The organism is Pseudonocardia sp. NPDC046786 (assembly GCF_040645415.1).
GTDB classification, from domain to species: domain Bacteria; phylum Actinomycetota; class Actinomycetes; order Mycobacteriales; family Pseudonocardiaceae; genus Pseudonocardia; species Pseudonocardia kongjuensis.
Window position 1 is genome coordinate 161,181 of record NZ_JBEYYF010000013.1, and the last position, 21,450, is coordinate 182,630.

Genomic DNA, 21,450 nt, shown 5'->3' on the forward strand with positions numbered 1-21,450 from the left:
CGCGGGTGACGAGCAGCCGCCACCGCTCTCGGCCTGGATCACTCCGCCGTCACACGGAGCGGATCTCACGTACACGATCGACCTCCTCGATCGAACTTCTCGGACGGTTGTCGGACCTGCGTTCTGCACAGATCTGCTTTCCTCGGGACGGACATGCGGACAAAAAAATCGGGGCCGTGGAACCCGTGTGCGTGGGTTCCGCGGCCCCGATCGGGACTCGGCGCGAGCGCTGAGGGTCAGGTTCCCCCTCGGCGCCCGGGAACGGACGCTGATGTGGACTTGTCATCGACGGTCGGACCGAAGTCCATGGCGATCACGGTGGCCTTGCCGACCGGCTGGACGTAGACGTCTTCCCGGGTACGGAACGGGCCGCCGACGACCTCGGTCCGCTGCCAGGAACGCTCGCCGAGCGTCGCGTGCGCGACGCGGTGCAGGACGGTGCTCGCGGGCGGGCACGGCAGGGCGGGGCCGGTCCGGATGATCAGATCGAAGTCGTTCATCCCGGCCACCTCCTCCATGTCTCCGTGTCGCAGTGCCTGCGGCGTGTCCGCACGGTGCGATCTCCCGCACGGCGCATGTCTCGGTGGAGCGATGTGCTCCACTCGGTGCCGTCGACACTAGAAGTGCCGCGCACAGGGGTGCAACCGGTTTTCCCGAACTCTCTCCGGAAGTTCACGAGGGGCTGACCGAAGAGGGGTCCGGCTACCGCTCGGCGAGCAGGGCCAGCACCGCGTCGCCGTACCGGTCGAGCTTGGCCGCCCCGATCCCCGGGATGCCGACGAGTGCCGCGGGATCGGCCGGACGCTGCTCGGCGATCGCGGTCAGCGTCGCGTCGGTGAGCACGACGAACGCCGGCACGTCCTGCTGCTTGGCCTCCCCGGCCCGCCACTGCTTGAGCCGGTCCAGCAGCTCGAGATCGACATCGGACGGGCAGTCGTCGCAGCGCATCAGCTTGGTCGCGGTGCCGCCGAACAGCGGCGTGCCGCACACCCGGCAGCGGGGACGCGCGCCGCCCGGGCGGCGCTCGCCGGCCACCCGCGACGCCGGGTGCGAGTCCGGGATCAGCCCGTACAGGAACCGGGAGCGCCGCCGCTTCGGCCCGCGCCCGGACGCCCGGGACAGCGACCAGGACATCGACAGCACCCGCCGGGCGCGGGTGATCCCGACGTAGAACAGCCTGCGCTCCTCCTCGATCGCGTGCTCGTCGTCGCCGGCGTGGCCGATCGGGAGGGTCCCGTCGGCCAGCCCGACCAGGAACACCGCGTCCCACTCCAGGCCCTTCGCGGCGTGCAGCGACGCCAGCGTGACGCCCTGCACGACGGGTGCCTGAGCGGAGTCCGCGCGGGTGTCCAGCTCGGTGCACAGCCGGGCCAGGTCGGCGTCCGGTTCGGCGGCGGCGAGTTCCTCGGCGACGCCGACCAGTGCCAGCAGCGACTCCCACTGGGCGCGCAGGGTGGCGCCCTTCGGCGGCTCGTCGCTGAGCCCGGCGCGGGCGCCGAGCACGGCGCGGGTCACGTCGACGAGGTCGGTGCCGGGCCGCTGCTCCGGCGCGGCGGAGCGGAGCTCGACCATCGCCCGGCGGATCTCCGGGCGGGCGAAGAACCGCTCGCCGCCGCGCACCTGGTAGGGCACGCCGGCGTCGGACAGCGCCTGCTCGAACGCCTCGGACTGGGCGTTGATCCGGAACAGCACCGCTATCTCGGAGGCGGGCGTGCCGTCGCGGAGCAGGGTGAGGATCCGGCCGGCGACCGCGGCGGCCTCGGCCGGCTCGTCGTCGTGCTCGGAGAAGTCCGGGTCCGGCCCTGGCGGGAGCTGCCCGACCAGCTGCAGCCGGGACCCGGCCGGCCGGTGCCGGGCAGCGCCGATCAGCTGGTTCGCGCAGGAGACGATCTGCGGGGTGGACCGGTAGTCGCGCTGCAGCCGGACGACGGCGGCGCCGGGGAACCGGCGCGGGAACTCCAGCAGGTAGCGCGGCGAGGCCCCGGCGAAGGTGTAGATCGTCTGGTTGGCGTCGCCGACGACGGTCAGGTCGTCCCGGTCGCCGAGCCAGGCGTCGAGCAGGCGCTGCTGCAGCGGCGTGACGTCCTGGTACTCGTCGACGACGAAGCAGCGGTAGCGGGAGCGGAACTCCTCGGCGGGCCCTGCGTGCTCCTCCAGGGCGACGGCGGTGTGCAGCAGCAGATCGTCGAAGTCGAGCGCCTGCGCGGCGTTCTTGAGCTCCTCGTAGCCCGCGTAGACCTGCGCGACCTGCGCGGCGGAACCGGGGACGTCGCGCTTGCGCCGGGCCGCCTCGGCCGGATAGTCGACCGGGGCGATCAACGACGACTTGGCCCACTCGATCTCCGAGGACAGGTCGCGCACCGCGTCCGAGTCGGTGCCCACCCCGGCGCGGGCGGCGGCCTGGCCGACCAGCCGGAACTTGCCGTCGAGCAGCGGCCACGGCTGCCCGCCGACCACCTGCGGCCAGAAGTAGCGCAGCTGCCGCAGCGCCGCGGCGTGGAAGGTGCGGGCCTGCACGCCCGGGGCGTCCAGCCCGCGCAGCCGGGTGCGCAGCTCCCCCGCGGCGCGCGCGGTGAAGGTGACGGCGAGGACCTGGCCCGCGGCGACGTGGCCCTGCCCGACCAGGTGCGCGATCCGCCGGGTGATCGTGCGGGTCTTGCCGGTGCCGGCGCCGGCCAGGACGCAGACCGGGCCGCGCGGCGCGATGACGGCGGCCCGCTGATCGGGGTCCAGCCCGTCCGCACTCTCCGGGACCTGTCCTGTGCGGGCGGGGCGGGGGGAGGTTCGGGACGGCACGTGCCCATCCTGACACCCGGCTCCGACACTTCCGCCGGACCCGCCCGTGGGTGTCGGCGCGGTCGCTCGCGCGCGCGGCGGGACGTGGGGGTGGGACCGCGGGCTGCCGGGGGCGCGGGCGTCGAGGGCGCGAGGTCCCGGGGGACGCGCGGGATCGCTGTACGAGATCGCGCCGGCACTCGGCGAGGCCACGGACTCGGTCAGGGCGGTGGGGCGGACTCGCTGATCGTGCCGGCCGCGATCCGGCGCAGCTCCTCGACGTGCGCGTCGAAGGCGGCCCGCCCGCTGCGGGTCTGCGCGATCCAGGTGATCCGGCGGGCGTCGGACCGGGTCGCCGAGCGGGACTTCGTGGTGGTCGCGTAGCCCGCCTCGACCAGGATCCGCAGATGCTTGGACAGCGTGGCGTCGGTGATCCCGAGTGTGTCCCGGAGCACCGCGAAGTCGATCTGCTCGACGTGCCGCAGCAGCCCGCTGATCCGGAGCCGCACGGGGGCGTGGATGGTGTCGTCGAAACCGAGTTCGGCCGATTCGTTCCGATCAGGCTCCACGGCGCAGGTTCTCCCTGGTCAGACGCTCGAACGCGACGTTGGTCCAGTACACGACGCCGAAGCAGACGACCGCCGGGGCCAACGCCCACCACGGTGACAGCGACGCCACCAGCCCCAGCGAGACGACGAGGAGCACCAGCACCGCCACGCAGGCGACGGCGAACACGGCCCATCCCCGGCCGCCCACGGAGCGTGGGCGGATGCCGGTGATCCGCCGGTGCAGCCACAGCAGCACCAGGAGCACGAGCGCCAGGCCCCACACCGCCGGCGCGCGGACGGACTCACCGAACGCGGGCACCAGCACGTACCACGCGGCGGCCAGCGCGAACGCGGCGTGCAACCAGGCCGGCGCGACGATCCGGCCGGCGAGCGCGGCACGGTCGGACTCCAGATCCCGCAACGCGTCACGGGCGACCGATTCGTTTTCCATAGCGGCAACCAAATCATGTGCCATGTCGGCAAGTCAAGTGTTTTGCCGGATCGGAAAGCGATGGCGCCGGGAAGATCCGCGGTTCGCGTGCCGTTGCACCGGTCATGGCGGACCTGACCATGTACACGACCAGCTGGTGCGGCTTCTGCCGCCGGCTGAAGCTCCAGCTCGACGAGGCCGGCATCGGCTACCGCGAGATCGACATCGAGCGCGAGCCGGATGCGGTCGCGTTCGTCGAGCAGGCCAACGGCGGGAACCGCACCGTCCCGACCGTCGTGTTCCCCGACGAGTCGGTGGCGACCAACCCGAGCTTCGCCGAGGTCAGGCAGCGCCTCGGCGTCTGATCCCGGCCACCGGGGAGGGCACGGCGGCCCGGGTACTGCCCGGGCCGCCGTCGTGCGTCGGCGGGTCAGTCCCCGGCCGCCGCCCAGGACTCCAGCATGGTGCGGGCGATCGAGACCGTGCCCGGCAGCATGACGACCGGGTCGGTGTCGGGACCGGCCGCGTCGTCGTCGCGGCTGCCCCAGTCCCCGCGGGCGAGCGCGGCCCGCAGGTGCGCGCGGGTGATCCAGAGTGCCTCGGCGATCTCGCCCTCGGCCGGCTGCAGCGGGGCGTCCGGGTCGCCGATGGCGTGGAAGCCGACCATCAGCGACCGTGGGAACGGCCACGCCTGGCTGCCCAGGTAGCGGACGTCGGTGACCTCGATCCCGACCTCCTCTGCGATCTCCCGCTGCACGCACGCCTCCAGCGACTCGCCGGACTCGACGAAGCCGGCGAGCACCGAGTAGCGGCCGACCGGCCAGACCGGCTGCCGGGCGAGCAGGACCCGGTCGGCGCCGTCGTGCACCAGGCAGATGATCGCCGGATCGGTGCGCGGGTACTCCTCGTGCCCGTTCTCGCAGCGGCGGGCCCAGCCGGCGCTCTGCGGACGGGTGCGGGTCCCGTCGACGGCGCAGAACCGGGACCGGTCGTGCCAGTTCAGGGTGGCGACCGCGCCGGTGAGGAGCCCGGAGCCGAGCGGGTCGAGGAACGCCCCGGCCGCCCGCAGGTCGGTCCACTCCCCCGGCCCGCCCGCGAACACGTCGCTGTCGGCGGTCTTCGCGGAGCCGATCCGCACCGCCCAGTACGGGACTCCGTCGGCCTCCCCGAGCAGGACGGCCTCCTCGGGGGGCTCCGGGGCGATGTCCGAGCCGGTGCGGGTGCGGACCCGGCCGTTGCGGCCGGCCGCGGCGTCCCAGGCGGCGGCGTCGCCCTCGCGGAACTCGCGGGCCGGGTCGACCTGCCAGTCGACCGGGGTGCGCCCGGACTCGTCGATGACGACCACCCGGGCCTTCGGCCAGGAGTCGCGCACGTAGTCCGGGTCGAGCCGCAGGTTCTCGTCGCGGACCAGCGCGTTGCGGGAGAGCACGGGCTGCTCGACCAGGGTGAAGTCACCCCGGCGGGAGGGGTCGCCGCTCACCGGAGGCTCACCCCGCCGAGCGCCGCGAGCCGGGAGCCGATCGCCTCGGCGTCGCCGACGACCACGCCGGTGAACCGGGCCGGCGCGAACAGCTGTGCGGCCGCCTCGCCGACCTCGTCGACGGTGACCGCCTCCAGTCGTTGCGGGCGGTCCCGGAGCCACTCGACGCCGAGCCCGACGGCGTCGAGTGCGGACAGCGTCCCGGCCAGCGCGGACTGGCTGTCCAGCGAGATCAGCAGCGACCCGATCGCGTACCGGCGGGCCGACTCGACCTCCTGCTCGGTGGGCGGGACGGCGATCATCCGGCCCAGCTCGTAGCGGGTCTCGAGGAGCGCGGCCGCGGTGACGTCGGACGCGACGTCGACGTCGAGCCCCAGCACCGCCCCGCCGGGCACGAACTCCTGGCCGGAGTGCGCGCCGTAGGTGTAGCCCTTGTCCTCGCGCACGTTCTCCATCCAGCGCGAGGAGAAGTAGCCGCCGAACACCAGGTTGGCGAGCTGGAACGCGGTGTAGCGCTCGTCGGTGCGGTCCAGGCCGGGCGCGGTGAGCCGGATCTGGGACTGCACCGACCCGGGCCGGTGCACCAGCTCGAGATCGCCGGCGGCGGGCGCGGGCGGCGGCGACAGCCGGCGGGCCGGGTGCGCGCCGGACCAGTCGCCGAGGCGGGCGGTGACTTCGGCGATCGCGGCCTCCGGGTCGATGTCGCCGACCAGCACCAGCCGGGCCCCGCCGGGCACGACGGTGCCGGCGTGCAGCTCCCGCACCCGGTCCGGCGTGATCTCGGCGACCGCGGCCGCGGTGGGCATCTCGGAGACGATCGGATGGTCGCCGAAGCGCTTGCGCATCAGCGCCTCGCGGGCGACCGTGCGCGGCTGCGCCCGGGCCACCGCGATCCGCTCGGCCAGCCGGGAACGCTCGCGGAGCACCTCGTCGTCGGGGTGGGTGGCGCCGGTGAGCACGTCGGCCAGCACGTCGAGCACGACCGGCAGCCCGGACGCCAGCGCGGAGCCGCCGATCTGCAGCCACTCCGGATCGACGCCGACGCCCAGCTCGCCGCCCACACCCGCCAGCTCGTCGTCGATACCGACCCGGTCCCGGGAGGCGGTGCCGGTCAGCATCGTCTCGGCGACGAGCTCCATCCCGGCGGTCCATCCGGCGTCCGCCGAGTCGGCGGGGGACGCCGCCGGGATCCGCAGCACGGTCTCGACCAGCGGCACTCCCGGCCGGCGGGCGGCGATCACGGTCAGCCCGTTCGGGAGTGTCCCGGTCACGACCTCGGGCAGCGGCACCGGCCTGGTGCGGCCCAGCGCGGGCAGCTCGCGCGGGCCCCGCTCGGTGCGGCCGATCTCCTCGGCACTGCGGTGGGTGCGGACGGCGGTCACGCGGCGGCTCCCTCTCGGTGGTAGGCGGTGCCGTGGCCCCCGACGGGGCGGGCGGCGCCGGGTGGACGGGTGTGGTGGACGGCGCGGGCTCCCCCGGGCGGCCGGGCGGCGGCGCGGTGCCTGGCCCGGTTCACTCGGCGACCCCGGGCGAGGCCGGTTCGACGGTCAGCACCGCACGGCCCGCGCTGCGCAGCCGCGCGGCCGCGGCCGCGACGTCGGCGGTGCCAAGCGCGGCCAGCCGGGCGGGCAGCTCCAGGGCGAGCTCGGCCCGGCCGTAGAGCAGCTCCCGGGCGCCGAGCCCGAGCATCCGGTACATCACCCGGTCGTCCTCCCGGTGCAGCGCCGCCGTCCAGCGGGCGGACTGGCGGGCCAGCTCGGCGGTGTCCGGGCCCTGCTCGGCGAGCCGGTCGAGCTCCTCGTCGACGGCGGCCGTCACCCGGTCCGGGGTGACCTCGGCCGGGTGCACCGCGGTGATCGTGAACGTGTCCGGGTCGCGGGCGTCGAACGGGCCGCCCATCAGCCCGTTGGACGCCGACACGTCGGTCACCGAGCCGTCCCGGTGCACCAGGCGGCGCTGCAGCCGGGCGGCCTCGCCGTCGGTCAGGACGGAGGCCAGCATCGCGTGCGCGAGGTAGCCGTCGGGATCGGTGGTCGGGTCCGGCACCCGGTAGCCGAGGGCGAGCGCGGGCAGCGGGGCGTGCGCGTCGGTCACGCTCTGCCGCCGCTCGGTGCCCGGCACCGGCTCGGCGAACGACGGCCGCTGCGGCACCGGGCGGGCCGGGATGTCGCCGAAGTGCCGTTCGACGAGTGCGAGCGTGCCGTCCACCCCGTGCCCGCCGAGGTCACCGTGCACGGTGACCAGCGCGTTCCCCGGGGCGTAGAAGGTGTCGAAGAAGGCCGCCGCGTCGTCCAGGCTCGCCTGTTCGAGCTCGGAGAAGTCGCCGTAGCCGTTGTGCGCGTTGGGGAAGGAGTCGTAGAGGACCGGCGGCAGCAGGATCCACGGGAAGCCACCGTAGGGGCGGTTGTGGACGTTGAGCCGGATCTCCTCCTTGACGACGTCGACCTGGTTGCGCAGGTTCTCCTCGGTCAGCTTCGGCGCGCGCAGCCGGTCGGCCTCCAGGAACAGCGCCCGGTCCAGCGCGGCGCCGGGCAGCACCTCGAAGTAGTCGGTGTAGTCCTGGTGGGTGGAGCCGTTGAAGATGCCGCCCGCGGACTGCACCTGGCGGAAGTGCTCCAGCTTCTCCAGGCTCTCGCTGCCCTGGAACATCAGGTGCTCGAACAGGTGCGCGAACCCGGTGCGCCCCTCCGGCTCGGAGCGGAACCCGACGTCGACGTGCACCGCGACGCCGACCGCCGGGGTCGCCGGGTCCGGCACGACGAGCACGCGCAGACCGTTCGGAAGCGTCGCCCGGTGCAGCGGGAGCGTGGCAGCGGGCTGATCAGTCACGGACACACGGCGAGGCTAACCCGCGGCACCGACAGAGTGCCGCGCTCAGGCGGGCGGCAGCACCACGAACTGGCGCAGACCCAGGTCACGGTAGGTGACCGGGCCGCGCGGGCCGGGGGTGTGGTCGACGTTGATCCCGGTCTCCGGCAGGCCGAGCAGCTTGTAGCCGTCGAGCAGCCGGGAGGTGGTGTTCCAGAACACCCCGGTGCCGGTGTAGCGGTCGATGAACCGCTGCGCGACGTCGGCGTCGGACGCGCAGATCGTCGCCGCCAGCCCGGAGGTCTCCCGGGCGGCGGTGTCGGCGGCGTCGTCCGGGCCGTCGACGGCGGCGACGGTCACGTGCGCCTCGGCGCCGGAGTCCAGCGCCCACTCGTGGCCGAGCCGGTGGCTGTGCGGCGGCTCGGACAGCGTGATGCCGCGGGCGTCCAGGGCGGCCCTCGCGACCGGCAGCAGGGTGTCGTAGACGGGCCGGTCGACCAGCAGCAGGTTCAGCCGGTTGCACACACCGAGCCGGTCGGTCGAGTCGGTGACCAGCCGGGTGACGTCGTCCGGGGTGGCGGACGAGTCCAGGTAGAGCACGCCGCCGCCGTCGGCGTGCGCGAGGACGCGGGTGCCCGCGGTCGCGCCGAGCAGCGTCAGCCTGCGGGTGACCTCGCCGGAGCCGCGCACGACGACCAGCGGGACCAGGTCGGGCAGCCCGACCAGCGCCTCGGCGCCGGCGTGCCCGGGCAGCGGGACGAGCTGGACCGCCTCGGCGGGCAGCCCGGCCTCGGTCAGCGCGGGGCGCAGCACCTGCTCGACGAGCGCGGTGGCACTGGCCAGGGCGGCCGAGCCGGTCCGCAGCACGGCGGCGCTGCGCGCCTTGAGCACCTGCGAGGCGACGTCGACGGTGACGTTCGGGCGGGCCTCGAAGACGGCGCCGATGACGCCGACCGGGATCCGCCGCTCGAACACCCGCTCCCCGGTCTCCAGGGTGCGGACCGGCCACTCGGTCGGCGGCTCGGGGGTCGCGGCGAGCACCTCCAGCTGGGTGGCGATGCCGGCGAGGCGCTCCTCGTCCAGCCGGAGCCGGTCGAGCAGCCCGGCGGCCATTCCGTTGCGCTCCGCGGCGGCGACCTCGGCGGCGTTGACGTCGAGCAGCTCGACGGCGCGGCCGCGGATCAGCGCGGCGGCCGCCCGCAGCGCGTCGTCGATCCGGCCCTCCCCCGCGGCCCGCACCGCCGGGGCGGCGGCCCGGGCGCGCTGCGCGGCGTCCCGGACGGCGGCGGGCTCCGGGGCCTCGGAGTCTCCGGACAGGGCGGTGTCGGTCGCGGTGGAGGTGCTCACGCAGGTCAGGGTAGGCGCTCCCGGCCGGGCCCCGGACCCGGACACCCGGTCACGCGGGGACGGCGTAGACCACGATGTTCGAGTCGTAGCCGCCGGCCACCGGATCGAACGTGCCGCCACAGGTGATCAGGACGAGCTGCGGGGCGCCGTCGCGGCGGAACACGTCGCGGGGCAGGTCGTACTTGCCGTACTCGCGGCGGGCGACGACCCGGAACGTCGCGGACCGGCCGTCCGGGCCGCGGACGACGACCGGCTCGCCGTCGGCGAGCTCGGGCAGCACCGCCAGCACGCCGACGCCCTGGGTCCGCGAGTCGACGTGTCCGGCGAGGACCGCGCTGCCGGCCGCGCCGCCGGGCAGGACGCCCGGCGCCCACCAGCCGACGTGCCGGACCTGTTCGGGGACGACCATCCCGCCGTCCGGCCCGGTGCCGACCGGTTCGACGGGGGCGGTGATCCCGCGGTCCGGGAGCTCCAGGGTCGCCGGAAGCACCGGGCGGGAGGTGGCCGACGCGGGAAGCGGGTGCACCGCCGAGACCAGCCACGGCGGCGGCGGGGATGCGGGCGGCGGGCCGCCCGGGCCCTGCAGCAGGCGGGCGGGCGGCGGCGGGACGGGCCCGGTGCCGTCGGGCGGGACCACGCCGGGCGGCGGCGCAACCCCGGTGCGGCCCGGGGCTGCCGGGCCGGCGAGCTCCGGGACCGACGGTGGCGGCGGAGCGAGCACCGGCAGGGCCGCGGCGGCCGGGACCGGCCGCAGCGGCGCCGCCGCACCGGCGGGCACCTCGCCGAGTGCCTCGGCGGTGATCCGCGGGCCGTCACCGCCCGCGGCGAGCCCGGCGCCGGTGCCCAGCAGCGCGGTGCCCAGGAGCAGCAGGACCGCCGCCCCCCGGGCACCCTCGCGCGGGCGCCGGCGCCGCGGGCTCACGCGCGCGAGCGGCGCAGCCGGACCGCGCCGGCGACCAGCAGTGCGAGCCCGGCGCCGCCGAGCGCCACCGGCAGTGCGACGTCGGACGGCGACGCGGCCTGGCCACCGGTGCCCGCGTCGACCGCGGGAGCGCCGGCGGAACCGGAGCCGTCGCCGGCCTGCCCCCCGGCGTCCGGTCCGGCGGCCTGGCCGTCCCCGCCGGAGCCGGAGCGGCCGTCGGCGCCGCCGGAACCGTCAGTGCCGCCCGAACCGTCAGTGCCGCCGGAACCGTCAGTGCCGCCCGAACCATCAGTGCCGTCAGCGCCCGAACCATCAGTGCCCGGACCGTCAGCGCCCGCGCCGTCGCCGCCGGGGGTCGCCGCGCCCGCGGCCGCCGCGGCCTCGTCCAGCTGCGTCTTCAGCTCACCCAGGTTGGTCAGCTGGGCGCGGGCCTGGTCGATCTGCTCCTGCGGCAGGCCGGGCACGTTCAGCAGCCCCTGCGCCTGCTCGTTCAGCTGCCCGACCTGCTCCTGCGCGGCCTGCAGCCAACCCTGGTCGAACTGCTCGCCGGTCCGGGCCGCCAGGTCGTCCACCTGGGCCTGGATCTCGGGCGAGACCTGGTCCGGCAGCGAGACGCCGATGCCGGACGCGAGCCCGCGCAGCCGCTCGGTGACCTGCTGGCCCTCCTGCTGGACCTGCGGCGCGAGGTTCTGCACCTGCTCGCCGACGCCCTGCTCCAGACCGACGCCGCCGAGCGCGGCGAGCCCGAGCGCCTTCTGGTGCGCGTCGCCGAACGCCTGCCGCGGGTCCCCGATGCCGGGCACCTCCGGCAGGTCGGTCGGGATCGACGGGGTCTCGCCGCCACAGGCGGTGAGTCCGACGAGCGCGAACGCGGCGACGGACGCCCCGACGGTGCGGCCGATGCGGTTCTGGTTCATGGTCTTCCCCCGAGAGTAGCGATCCACATGCGGTGGGCTATCAGCATTGCTCCGAACGTTGCAATACGAACCACACCCTGTCGCAAGCGGTCTCGGTGAGTGGCTACTTCTTTCGGACCAGTGGTGCCGGGGACGACGGCGGCGGCACCATCGGGCCGATGTCGCCGTCCGGGGCCTCGTCGAGGTCGAGCAGCACCGGCGCGTGATCGCTGGGCAGCTTGCCCTTGCGGGCCTTGCGGTCCACCCAGGCCGCCGCGCGGCGGGCCGCCGGACCGTCCCCGGCCAGCACCAGGTCGATCCGCATACCCTGGTCCTGGTGGAACCGGCCGGCCCGGTAGTCCCAGTAGCTGAAGACACGCTCGGCGGGCCAGCGGTCCCGCACCACGTCGTGCAGCCCGGTGGCGGTCAGCGCGGCCAGCGCGGCCCGCTCCTGCGGGGTGACGTGGGTGGCGCCGTCGAACGCCGGGCGGTCCCACACGTCGTCGTCGGTGGGGGCGATGTTCATGTCCCCGGCGACCACCGTCGTCGCCGGATCGCCGGCCGCGACCAACGCCCGCAGTGCGTCCAGCCAGCGCAGCTTGTAGGCGTAGTGCGGGTCGTCCGGGGTGCGCCCGTTCGGGACGTACACCGAGGTCACACGCAGCCCCCCGCAGGTCGCGGTGACGGCTCGGGCGTCCGGCCCGGTGCGCCCGCCCTCGGCGAACACCGGCTCGCCGGGCAGGCCGCGCACGACGTCGTCGAGCCCGGCCCGGGACAGCACCGCCACCCCGTTCCACCGGCCCTCACCGTGGTGGGCGACGGCGTAGCCGCGGGCGGCGAGCTCATCGTCGAAGGTGGCGGCGAAGTCGTCGTCGGACAGCTTGGTCTCCTGCAGGCAGACGACGTCCGGCTGCCGTTCGTCCAGCCAGGGCAGCAGGCGGGGCAGCCGGGACTTCGCCGAGTTCACGTTCCAGGTGGCGAGGCGCACCCCGCGACCCTACGAGAGGAACGCGGTGACCGACCGGCGGATGCCCGCGACGTCCAGCCCGTGCGCGGCGTCGTGCTCGGCCGGGGTGCCGTAGCGGCGCAGCTCGGCGGGCCCGACGCCGAGCCCGAGCACCCGGTGCCGGATCCCGGCCAGCGCGCCGGACACCTGCCCGACCGAGGTGCCGGCCAGGTAGGGCTCGACGAGCACGACGTCCGGCTCGGACAGGGTCGCGACCAGCGGGCCGGCGTCGAACGGGCGGACGGTCGCCGCGTACAGCACCGTGACGTCGAGATCGGCGACGGCGGCCAGGGTCCGGTCGGCCAGCGGCCCGACCGCGACCACCGTGCCCCGGCTCCCCCGGCGCAGCACCGACGGGCCCGGCCCGGTGCCCAGCGGGCGCGCGTTCGACGTGCCGGAGAGCCGGACGTAGACCCGGTCGTCGCCGGGCAGCGCGGCCCGGATCAGCGTCTCGGCCTCGTCGGCGTGCCCGGGGACGTGCACCGTCCAGCCGTCCAGGGTGTCGAGCAGCGGCACGTCCCGGGACCCGAAGTGGGTCTCGCCGGCGCCCGCCATGTCGTAGGACGCGCCGGCCGAGACCAGCAGCGCGCCGACCCCCTGGTGCCCGAGGTCCAGCTTGAGCTGCTCGTAGGGGCGCTCGACGAGGAACGGCGCGAAGGTGTGCACGATCGGCCGCATCCCGGTCAGGGCGAGCCCGCCGGCGGCCGAGACGAGCAGCTGCTCGCGGATCCCGAGGTTCACCATCCGGTCCGCGACCGACGGCGGCAGGTCGACGTGTCCGGCGCCGATGTCGGCGAGCAGGGCGACCGCCCGCGGATCGGCGGCGAGCAGCTCGGGCAGCAGGTGGTAGAAGCGTTCCCGCTGGTCGGCGGGCCGCTGCGGGCCGGTAAGCAGAGCAAAGGACGGAACAGGGACGGGGGTAGGGACAGGTACAGGGGCGGCCATCAGCGGGCCTCCTCCGGTTCGACGTGGGCGACGACGGCCAGCGGCCGGCCGGCGTGCGGGACGGTGAGGGCGCGGTGCAGCGCGTCGTGGTCGCGGCCGTCGACGTCGACGGCCGCCCAGCCCTCGACGGCGAACCGGGCGGCGATCCCGCCCGGCCAGCCGTGGGTCGCCGACGAGTTGTCGACGACGACCGTGGTCAGCCCGTCCAGACCGGCCCGGCCGGCGTACTGGACGGCCTCGGCGTTCGAGCCCTCGTCGAGCTCGGCGTCGCCGACCAGCACGACGGTGCGCGCGGCGCGGCCGGCCAGCCGCAGCCCGAGCGCCGTCCCGACGGCCAGGCCGAGGCCGTGCCCGAGCGAGCCGGAGGAGATCTCGACCCCCGGCACCAGGGTGCGGTCGGGATGGTGCCCGAGCGGGGAGCCGAACCGGGCGAAGCCGGACAGCTCGTCCGGGTCCAGGAGGCCCTGCGCGGCGAGGACGGCGTACAGCGCCATCGGGCCGTGCCCCTTCGACAGCAGGAACCGGTCGCGGCCCGGGTCGTCGGCGAGGCCGGGCCCGACGCGCAGCACCCGGTCGTACAGCACCCACAGCACGTCGAGGGTGGACAGGGCGGCGGGATCGTGTTTCTCGTCGCCGGTCATCCGGGCCAGCAGCCCGGGCAGGTCGTCGTAGCGGAACGCGGTGGGGGTGGTTGGTGGAGGGCTCATGCCGACCACCGTGCTATATGAAGTTCAGTTCAGGTCAAGCTTTCCCGGTCAGTCGTCCGGGAGCGTCGCCTTGCGCACATAGAGCAGCTGGTCGCCGCGTTCCAGGGCGTCCACGGCGGGCGCGTCGACCCGGTAGAGCTGCTCGCCGCGCACCACGCCCAGCACGATGTCGGGCAGGTGCCGCGGCGAGCCGCCGACCTCGGCCGGCTCCACCTGGCGCTGGGTGATGGCGAACCCGGCGTCCGGGGTCAGCAGGTCCTCCACCACCTCGACGACGGCCGGGGACCGGGTCGCGACGCCCAGCAGCCGGCCCGCCGTCTCGTCCGACACGATCACCGAGCTGGCCCCGGACTGGCGCAGCAGGTGCACGTTCTCCGCCTCCCGGACGGCCGCCACGATCGAGATCGACCGGGACAGCTCGCGGGCGGTCAGCGTGACCAGCACCGCGGTGTCGTCCCGGTCCAGCGCGACCACCAGCGTCGTCGCCAGCTGCACCCCGGCGATCCGCAGCACCGCCGACCGGGTCGCGTTGCCCGACACGGTCACCAGGCCCAGCCCGGACGCGACGTCGAGCCGGGCCCGGTCGGTGTCCACCACCACGATCTTCTCCGGCTCGACGCCGTCGCCCAGCAGCGTCTCGACCGCGGCCCGGCCCTTCGTCCCGTAGCCGACGACGACGGTGTGGTCGCGCACGCGGGACCTCCAGCGCTGGATCCGGAAGGACTGCCGGGACCGCTCGGTGAGCAGCTCGACGGTCGTCCCGACGAGGACGATCAGGAACAGCACCCGCAGCGGGGTGATCACCGCGATGTTCACGGCGCGGGCGCTCGGGGTGACCGGGACGATGTCGCCGTAGCCGGTCGTCGACAGCGACACCGTGGCGTAGTACAGCGCGTCCATCAGCGAGATGTCACCGGCGCCGTTGTTGTCGAGGTACCCGTCCCGCCCGAAGTACACGATCAGTGTCGTCGCACCGAGCGCGAACAGCGCGATCAGCAGCCGGGTGACCAGCGAGCGGACCGGGCCCGACCGGGCGTCCGGCATCCGCAACGCACCCTCGACCTGCGGATCGAGGGTGGCGAGGCGGGATGAGCCGATCACGTGGCGCAGGCTAGCGCCCGGGGGCGGTGACGGGCGCCGCGCGGGGGCGCGCCGCACCCTATTCTGACCGGGTGCCGGCCGAGGGGGACTCCGAACGCGGCGGACGCGCGTCCGGCGGCCGCACCGGTCTGCGGCCCCGGTTCGCCGACCGGTTCCGCACCGCGCCGCCCCGCGAGACCGCGCAGCCGGACCTCACCGAGGTGCTGGAGACCGGCGTCATCGTCACCACCGGGCTGCGCGCGCCGGCCGGTTCCCCGGCCGCCGTCGACGCGCTGCGCCGGCTCGCCGGGCTCTGCGGTGCCGACGCCGCCGGGCTGCTGGTGCCCGGCCGCGGCGAGTCCTGGTGGGGCCCGGGCCGCGACGACGGTCTCGCGCTCGGCCTGCGGGCGCGCACCGGCGGCCGGCGACTCTCCGAGGGCGACCTGCTCGCGCTGCCGGTGCCGGTCGACCCGGAACCGGCCGCCCTGGACCCGGTGCTGGTGCTCGGTGGCGCCGTCGGGCTGCCAGCCGCCCGGCGCGCGGCCGGCTTCGTCGCCGACGCCCTGGAGCGCGCGGCGCTGGAGGCGGGCGCCGCCGACGCCGAGGCGGCCCGGCTGCGGGAGCTGCGCGCGCAGATCTCGCCGCACTTCGTCTACAACGCGCTGACCACGATCGCGTCGTTCGTCCGCTCGGACCCGTCCCGGGCCCGGGACCTGCTGGAGACCTTCGCCGAGTTCATCCGGCACTCGCTCGCCGCACGCGGCGACTACACGCCGCTGGCCGACGAGTTCCGTTCCGTCGAGGCGTACCTGACGCTCGCCCGCGCGGTGCTCGGTGAACGCCTGCGGGTACAGGTACGCGTGGCACCGGAGGTGCTGCCGGTGCCGATCCCGGTACTGGCACTGCAGCCGCTGGTGGAGAACGCCGTGCAGCACGGCGTCGAGCGGACCCCGGACGGAGGACTGGTGCAGGTCAGCGGCGAGGCGGAGGGCGATGTCTGCGTGATCGCGGTCGAGGACGACGGCCCGGGCATGAACCCGGATCACGCCCGTGCGGTGCTCGCCGGCACGGCCGAGGGGGCCGGGCTCGCCCTGGTCAACGTCGACCGGCGGCTGCGCGCCGTCTACGGGCCGGAGCACGGCCTGGTGATCGAGACCGCGCCCGGCGCGGGTACCCGCATCGTGCTGCGCGTCCCGCGGTTCCAGCCGGGGGTGGTCGCGTGACCGACCGGCTCCGGGTACTCGCCGTCGACGACGTGGCCCCGGCACTCGACGAGATCTGCGCGCTGCTGGCCGACGCCCCGGACGTCGGGCACGTCGCCCGGGCCGGGGACGCCGTCGAGGCGCTGCGCATGATCCCGGCCGGGTCGTTCGACGCGGTGCTGCTGGACATCACGATGCCCGGGATGGACGGTCTGGAGCTGGGCGGTGTGCTGGCCGCGATGGCGAACCCGCCGGAGATCGTGTTCGTGACGGCGTTCGAGGAGCACGCGGTCGCCGCCTACGGCCTCGGCGCGGTCGACTACCTGCTCAAGCCGGTCGGCGCGGACCGGCTCGCGGACGCGCTGGAACGGGTGCACCGGGCCCGCGCCGGGCGGACCGCGAGCAGCTCGGCGCCCGCACCGCCGGACGGCGAGACCGGGCCGCCGCTCCCCCGGGTCGACGAGCTGGCCGTGCTCCCGGTGGAACTGGCCGGGCGCACCCGGTACGTGCGCCGGGAGGACGTCCGGTTCGTCGAGGCGCACGGCGACTACGTGCGACTGCACACCCCCGGCGGCTCGCACCTGGTCCGGATCCCGCTGTCCCGGCTGGAGGAGCACTGGGACGCGCACCGCTTCGTCCGGGTGCACCGCAGCTTCCTGCTCTACCTGCCGGCGGTGCTGGAGCTGCGCAGCGACGCCGGCGGCGGGCTGCTCGCGCACACCGACGCCGGGGACGTGCCGGTCAGCCGCCGGCACGCCCGCGACCTGCGCGACCAGCTGATGGCGGCGGCCACCTCCGGGGCGCTCGACCCGCACGCCAACGGTGCCGCGGACGACGGCGGCGAGGGCCGGGGACCTCGATGAACCGCCCGCGCCGGGTCGCCGTGACCGCGCCGCCGGAACCCGGCGTGCGGTCCCGCCCGGTGCCGTCCCGGCCGGTGCCGGAGACGCTCCTCGATCCGGCCCGCGCCGAGCTGGCCCGGCGCACCCGCCGCGCCCAGGTGCGGCGGGCCACGCTGACGCTGGTGTGCGGCGCGCTGCTGCTGCTCGGCGTTCCGGTGCTGCTGCGGGTCGCCCCCGGCCTGTCGGAGTGGCGGGTGGCCGGGCTGCCGCTCGGCTGGATCGTCGTCGCCTGGCTGCCCTACCCGCTGCTGGCGCTGCTGGCGTGGTGGCACCTGCGCGGCGCCGAGCGGGCCGAGCGGGCCGGGCCGGACGAGCCTGACGGAACCGAGCCCGCCGGTGACACCGTCGCAGCCCCCGGCGGCACGCTGCCGGACAGCGACCCGGACGGCGCCCCCGCGGGCTCCCCCGGCGCCGCGCCCCGGCCCACCGCCGACCACCGGGCCCCCTCCCCGTGACCGTCGCCGCCGTCGTCACGCTGCTGCTCGTCACGGTCCTGATCGGCGCCCGCGGGGTCGCCGCGATGCGGACCACGTCGGACTTCCTGGTCGCCTCCCGGCGCACCTCGCCGATGCTCAACGCGGCCGCCGTGTCCGGCGAGTACCTGTCGGCGGCGTCGTTCCTCGGGGTCGCCGGGCTCGTCATCAAGGAGGGCACCGGCGCGCTCTGGTACCCGGTCGGGTTCACCGCCGGCTACCTGCTGATGCTGGCCCTCGTCGCGGCTCCGATGCGGCGGACCGGGGCACTCACCGTGCCCGGGTTCGCCGAGGCCCGGCTGGGCTCGCGGTCGCTGCGCCGGTTCTGCGCGGTCGTCGTCGTGGTGATCGGGGTGCTGTACCTCGTCCCGCAGATCGTCGCCGCGGGCCAGCTGCTCACGCTGGTGTCCGGCGTCGACTACTGGGTGGGTGTCGTGGTGTCCGGGCTGGCCGTGGGCGTCACGCTCGCGCTGGGCGGGATGCGGGCCGCCACCTACGTGCAGGCGTTCCAGTTCGCGCTGAAGCTGCTGCTCTTCGCCGGTCCGGCGATCTGGCTGCTGCTGCTCGCCGGACCGCAGCTGCGCGCCGACATGGCCGCGCCGCCCGAGTTCACCCACTTCACCCAGCAGACGCCGGTCGACTTCCGGCTGGACACCGATCTCGTCGTCACCGAACCGACGACGGTCACCGTGGACGGCGTGCCCACCCTGCTCGCCCCCGGGCCGCACGAGGCGCTCGCCGACCAGGTCTGGACCTTCCCGGCCGGCGCGGCGGTGCCCGAGCTCGGCGGCGACCGGGCCTCGCTGCCGGTGCCCGGCGGGGAGGACTGGGCGCTGCCGCTGCTCGGCACCGGGGACGCGGCGCCGCTGCTCGCGACCTGGTCGGTGCTGGTCGCCACCGCGCTCGGGACAATGGGGCTGCCGCACATCATCGTCCGTTTCCACACCAGCCCGGACGGCCGCGGTGCCCGCCGGACGGCCGCCATCACGGTCGCCATGCTGGGCGCGTTCTACCTGTTCCCGATCGTCTACGGCCTGCTCGGGACGGTCCTCACCCCGGAGCTGTACCTCTCCCAGGGCACCGACACCGCGATCGTCACGCTGCCCGGCCGGGTCACCGACGGCGGCACCGCCGCGGTGCTCACCGCACTGCTCACCGCCGGCGCGTTCGCCGCCTTCCTGGCCACCTCGCTGGGGCTGCTGCTCGCCCTGTCCGGCGCGCTCGCCCACGACCTCATGCCGTCCGGTCTGCGCCGGCTGCGGCTGACCGCCCTGGCCGCTTCGGCAGCTGTCGTCCCGGCCGCGCTGCTGATGGTCCGGATCGACGTCAGCGCCGCCGTGACCTCGGCCTTCACCGTCGCCGCGTCCACCTTCTGCCCACTGCTCGTGCTCGGGCTGTGGTGGAAGGGGTTGACGGCGCGCGGGGCGTACGCCGGGATGGTCACCGGGCTGGCGTCGTCGGTGGGCGCGATGGCACTCGGCGCCCTGCTCGGCCTGGACGGCACGGTGGGCATGCTGCTCGCCCAGCCCGCACTGCTCTCGGTACCGCTCGCGTTCGTCGTCATGATCACGATTTCGTGGACGAACGCTGTCCCCGCGTGGGCGGAGGATACGATGTTGCGGCTCCATCTGGCCGATCGCGAGTAGGCCGACCGCACAACCTCCCCATCACTGTCAAGACCGCTGGTCGAGTTCTCCCGCGCCCGATCGTCCGGTCGTCGGCCGTTTGCATCACGGTCCGGGTGAGAGCGACATCCGGGGTTCCGCCCCCGCCCGCAAAGCCCTTTCCTAGTGCGCAGTCCGTGGCCGCGCGCGGATTTATGCAAGGAGGCATACGTGAGTACGACCGAGTCCGACGAGCAGTCCGGCGGGACACCACCGCCGACTCCCGACTGGGCGGCCGTGCAGGCCAGCCCCGACTTCGAGGAGCTGCGCAAGCGGCTCCGAGGCTTCGTCTTCCCGGTCACTGCCGGGTTCCTGGCCTGGTACCTGCTGTACGTCCTGCTGGCCAGCTTCGCGCCCGACTTCATGGCGATTCCGGTGGCCGGAAACATCAACCTGGGCCTGATCCTCGGCCTGCTGCAGTTCGTGTCGACGTTCGCGATCACCGTGGTCTACATCCGCTTCGCGGACCGCAAGCTCGACCCGCTGTCGTCGAAGATCCGTGACGAGATCGAGGGGGCGAAGTGAGCGGCGTGAACGCGGTACTGGCACAGGACCCGGGGGCCGCGGCCAGCCCGATCCTCAACATCTCCATCTTCCTCGTCTTCGTGGTGGGGACGCTGGCGATCGTCTTCTACGTCAACAGCCGGCACGCCAAGAAGACTGCGGCCGACTTCTACACCGCCGGTGGCGGGTTCTCCGGAACCCAGAACGGCTTCGCGATCGCGGGTGACTACCTGTCCGCGGCGTCGTTCCTCGGCATCGCGGGCGCGATCGCCATCAACGGTTACGACGGGTTCCTCTACTCGGTCGGCTTCCTGGTCGCCTGGCTGGTGGCGCTGCTGCTGGTCGCCGAGCTGCTGCGCAACACCGGCCGGTTCACGATGGGTGACGTGCTGGCGTTCCGGATGCGTCAGCGCCCGGTCCGCGCGGCCGCCGCCACCTCGACGCTGGCCGTGTCGTTCTTCTACCTGCTGGCGCAGATGGCCGGTGCCGGTGCGCTGGTCTCGCTGCTGCTCGGCGTGTCCGGTGCGTTCGCACAGGGCGCGGTGATCGCCGTCGTCGGTGTCGTGATGATCGCCTACGTGCTCATCGGCGGCATGCGCGGCACCACCTGGGTCCAGATGATCAAGGCCGTGCTGCTGATCGCAGGCACCCTGGTGATGACGATCTGGGCGCTGGCCCTGTTCGGCTTCAACTTCTCCGCCCTGCTCGGCGCGGCCGTCGAGGCCAACCCCGAGGACGGCGCCGGCCTGCTCTCGCCGGGCCTGCAGTACGGCGCGACCACCCTGTCGAAGATCGACTTCATCTCGCTCGGCCTCGCCCTGGTGCTCGGCACCGCGGGTCTGCCGCACGTGCTGATGCGCTTCTACACGGTGCCGACGGCCAAGGAGGCCCGCAAGTCGGTCGAGTGGGCGATCTGGCTGATCGGCCTGTTCTACCTGTTCACCCTGGTCATCGGCTACGCCGCCGGTGCGCTGGTGGGCCCGCAGACGATCCTCGAGGCACCGGGCCGGGTCAACTCCGCCGCCCCGCTGCTGGCGTTCGAGCTCGGTGGCCCGATCCTGCTGGGCGTGATCGCGGCCGTCGCCTTCGCGACGATCCTCGCGGTCGTCGCCGGGCTGACGATCACCGCGTCGGCGTCGTTCGCGCACGACGTGTACATCAACGTCATCAAGCGCGGCAACGTCGAGGACACCGAGGCCACCCAGGTCAAGGTGGCCCGCCGGACCGCGATGGTGATCGGTGTCGTCGCGATCCTGGGCGGCATCCTCGCCCGCAACCAGAACGTGGCGTTCCTGGTGGCGCTGGCGTTCGCGGTGGCGGCGTCGGCGAACCTGCCGACGATCCTCTACTCGCTGTTCTGGAAGCGCTTCAACACCACCGGTGCGCTGTTCTCGATCTACGGCGGTCTGTCCGTGACGCTGCTGCTGATCGTGTTCTCGCCGGTGGTCTCCGGACGCGGGCCGGACGCACCGACCCCGTCCGTCTTCCCGAACGCGGACTTCATGCTGTTCCCGCTGTCCAACCCGGGCCTGGTGTCGATCCCGGCGTCGTTCCTGCTGGGTGCTATCGGTACCTACGTCGGGCAGAAGCGGCACGACGGCAGCAAGTACGCCGAGATGGAGGTCCGGTCGCTGACCGGTGTCGGCATCGCGAAGGCGAGCGCGCACTAGCTGTGATGCCCAGCCAGGTTGGTCAACCTGGTGATGGGCGCGGCCTTCCCGATTGCTGAGTGGGGCCGGTGGTGGTTGTACTCGTGGAGCC

General features: G+C 74.6%; 21 protein-coding genes. 7 read left to right on the top strand and 14 right to left on the bottom strand.

The annotated features are described in order from the left end of the window. Positions 1-236 precede the first annotated feature (236 nt). The 4 genes from ABZ881_RS18085 to ABZ881_RS18100 all read right to left on the bottom strand — a co-directional run bounded on the left by ABZ881_RS18085 (position 237) and on the right by ABZ881_RS18100 (position 3,774). Positions 237-500, bottom strand: a complete 264-nt coding sequence (locus tag ABZ881_RS18085; protein WP_358485867.1) for a hypothetical protein — start codon at positions 498-500, stop codon at positions 237-239. A gap of 202 nt (positions 501-702) precedes the next feature. Continuing rightward, entirely contained in the window at positions 703-2,796 is a 2,094-nt protein-coding gene (locus ABZ881_RS18090; RefSeq protein ID WP_358485869.1) for an ATP-dependent DNA helicase UvrD2, read from the bottom strand. 200 nt (positions 2,797-2,996) lie between these two features. Beyond that, entirely contained in the window at positions 2,997-3,344 is a 348-nt protein-coding gene (locus ABZ881_RS18095) for a transcriptional regulator (protein ID WP_358485871.1), read from the bottom strand. Next, complete coding sequence (locus ABZ881_RS18100; RefSeq protein ID WP_358485873.1) at positions 3,334-3,774, bottom strand: hypothetical protein; 441 nt, start codon at positions 3,772-3,774, stop codon at positions 3,334-3,336. The genes ABZ881_RS18095 and ABZ881_RS18100 overlap by 11 nt, the downstream gene beginning before the upstream one ends. A gap of 104 nt (positions 3,775-3,878) precedes the next feature. Here ABZ881_RS18100 and ABZ881_RS18105 point away from each other — a divergent pair, with 104 nt between their 5' ends. Further along, complete coding sequence (locus ABZ881_RS18105; RefSeq protein WP_358485876.1) at positions 3,879-4,118, top strand: mycoredoxin; 240 nt, start codon at positions 3,879-3,881, stop codon at positions 4,116-4,118. A 65-nt stretch (positions 4,119-4,183) separates the two neighbouring features. On the opposite strand, the gene nudC is transcribed toward ABZ881_RS18105, so the two are convergent. From nudC to ABZ881_RS18155, 10 genes are all read right to left on the bottom strand, one after another. Then, on the bottom strand, positions 4,184-5,233 hold the full coding sequence (gene nudC / locus ABZ881_RS18110) for an NAD(+) diphosphatase (protein WP_358485878.1): 1,050 nt from the start codon (positions 5,231-5,233) through the stop codon (positions 4,184-4,186). Beyond that, positions 5,230-6,615, bottom strand: coding sequence for a pitrilysin family protein (locus tag ABZ881_RS18115; RefSeq protein ID WP_358485880.1), 1,386 nt, complete (start codon positions 6,613-6,615; stop codon positions 5,230-5,232). The genes nudC and ABZ881_RS18115 overlap by 4 nt, the downstream gene beginning before the upstream one ends. A gap of 130 nt (positions 6,616-6,745) precedes the next feature. After that, the gene (locus ABZ881_RS18120; RefSeq protein ID WP_358485883.1) at positions 6,746-8,068 is read right to left on the bottom strand and encodes a pitrilysin family protein; all 1,323 of its coding nucleotides are present in this window, start codon (positions 8,066-8,068) and stop codon (positions 6,746-6,748) included. 39 nt (positions 8,069-8,107) lie between these two features. Continuing rightward, positions 8,108-9,388 (bottom strand): aldehyde dehydrogenase family protein, encoded by a 1,281-nt coding sequence (locus ABZ881_RS18125; protein ID WP_358485885.1) that lies wholly within the window; start codon positions 9,386-9,388, stop codon positions 8,108-8,110. A 49-nt stretch (positions 9,389-9,437) separates the two neighbouring features. Next, positions 9,438-10,310, bottom strand: a complete 873-nt coding sequence (locus ABZ881_RS18130) for a class F sortase (RefSeq protein ID WP_358485887.1) — start codon at positions 10,308-10,310, stop codon at positions 9,438-9,440. Beyond that, entirely contained in the window at positions 10,307-11,227 is a 921-nt protein-coding gene (locus tag ABZ881_RS18135; protein ID WP_358485890.1) for a DUF4142 domain-containing protein, read from the bottom strand. Before ABZ881_RS18135 ends, ABZ881_RS18130 begins: the two co-directional genes overlap by 4 nt. Before the next feature lie 103 nt (positions 11,228-11,330). Further along, complete coding sequence (locus ABZ881_RS18140) at positions 11,331-12,194, bottom strand: exodeoxyribonuclease III (RefSeq protein ID WP_358485892.1); 864 nt, start codon at positions 12,192-12,194, stop codon at positions 11,331-11,333. Positions 12,195-12,203: 9 nt separating this feature from the next. Continuing rightward, complete coding sequence (locus ABZ881_RS18145; protein WP_358485895.1) at positions 12,204-13,157, bottom strand: transketolase; 954 nt, start codon at positions 13,155-13,157, stop codon at positions 12,204-12,206. Further along, positions 13,157-13,864: a transketolase gene (locus ABZ881_RS18150; RefSeq protein ID WP_358485897.1), complete on the bottom strand. Its 708-nt coding sequence runs from the start codon at positions 13,862-13,864 to the stop codon at positions 13,157-13,159. Before ABZ881_RS18150 ends, ABZ881_RS18145 begins: the two co-directional genes overlap by 1 nt. Positions 13,865-13,912: 48 nt before the next feature. Next, positions 13,913-14,908 (bottom strand): potassium channel family protein, encoded by a 996-nt coding sequence (locus ABZ881_RS18155; protein ID WP_344022808.1) that lies wholly within the window; start codon positions 14,906-14,908, stop codon positions 13,913-13,915. Between the two features lie 128 nt (positions 14,909-15,036). On the opposite strand from ABZ881_RS18155, the gene ABZ881_RS18160 reads away from it, so the two are divergent. The 6 genes from ABZ881_RS18160 (at position 15,037) to ABZ881_RS18185 (ending at position 21,359) form a co-directional block, all read left to right on the top strand. After that, on the top strand, positions 15,037-16,167 hold the full coding sequence (locus ABZ881_RS18160; RefSeq protein ID WP_358485899.1) for a histidine kinase: 1,131 nt from the start codon (positions 15,037-15,039) through the stop codon (positions 16,165-16,167). Next, positions 16,164-17,009 (top strand): LytTR family DNA-binding domain-containing protein, encoded by an 846-nt coding sequence (locus ABZ881_RS18165; RefSeq protein ID WP_358485902.1) that lies wholly within the window; start codon positions 16,164-16,166, stop codon positions 17,007-17,009. The genes ABZ881_RS18160 and ABZ881_RS18165 overlap by 4 nt, the downstream gene beginning before the upstream one ends. Continuing rightward, entirely contained in the window at positions 17,006-17,503 is a 498-nt protein-coding gene (locus tag ABZ881_RS18170) for a hypothetical protein (RefSeq protein ID WP_358485904.1), read from the top strand. The genes ABZ881_RS18165 and ABZ881_RS18170 overlap by 4 nt, the downstream gene beginning before the upstream one ends. Continuing rightward, positions 17,500-19,167 carry a cation acetate symporter gene (locus ABZ881_RS18175; protein WP_358485907.1) on the top strand — a complete coding sequence of 556 codons (1,668 nt, stop codon included), beginning with the start codon at positions 17,500-17,502 and terminating at the stop codon, positions 19,165-19,167. Before ABZ881_RS18170 ends, ABZ881_RS18175 begins: the two co-directional genes overlap by 4 nt. A 189-nt stretch (positions 19,168-19,356) precedes the next feature. After that, on the top strand, positions 19,357-19,710 hold the full coding sequence (locus ABZ881_RS18180; RefSeq protein ID WP_358485909.1) for a DUF485 domain-containing protein: 354 nt from the start codon (positions 19,357-19,359) through the stop codon (positions 19,708-19,710). A gap of 5 nt (positions 19,711-19,715) precedes the next feature. Beyond that, entirely contained in the window at positions 19,716-21,359 is a 1,644-nt protein-coding gene (locus ABZ881_RS18185) for a cation acetate symporter (protein WP_358485922.1), read from the top strand. Positions 21,360-21,450: the final 91 nt, after the last annotated feature.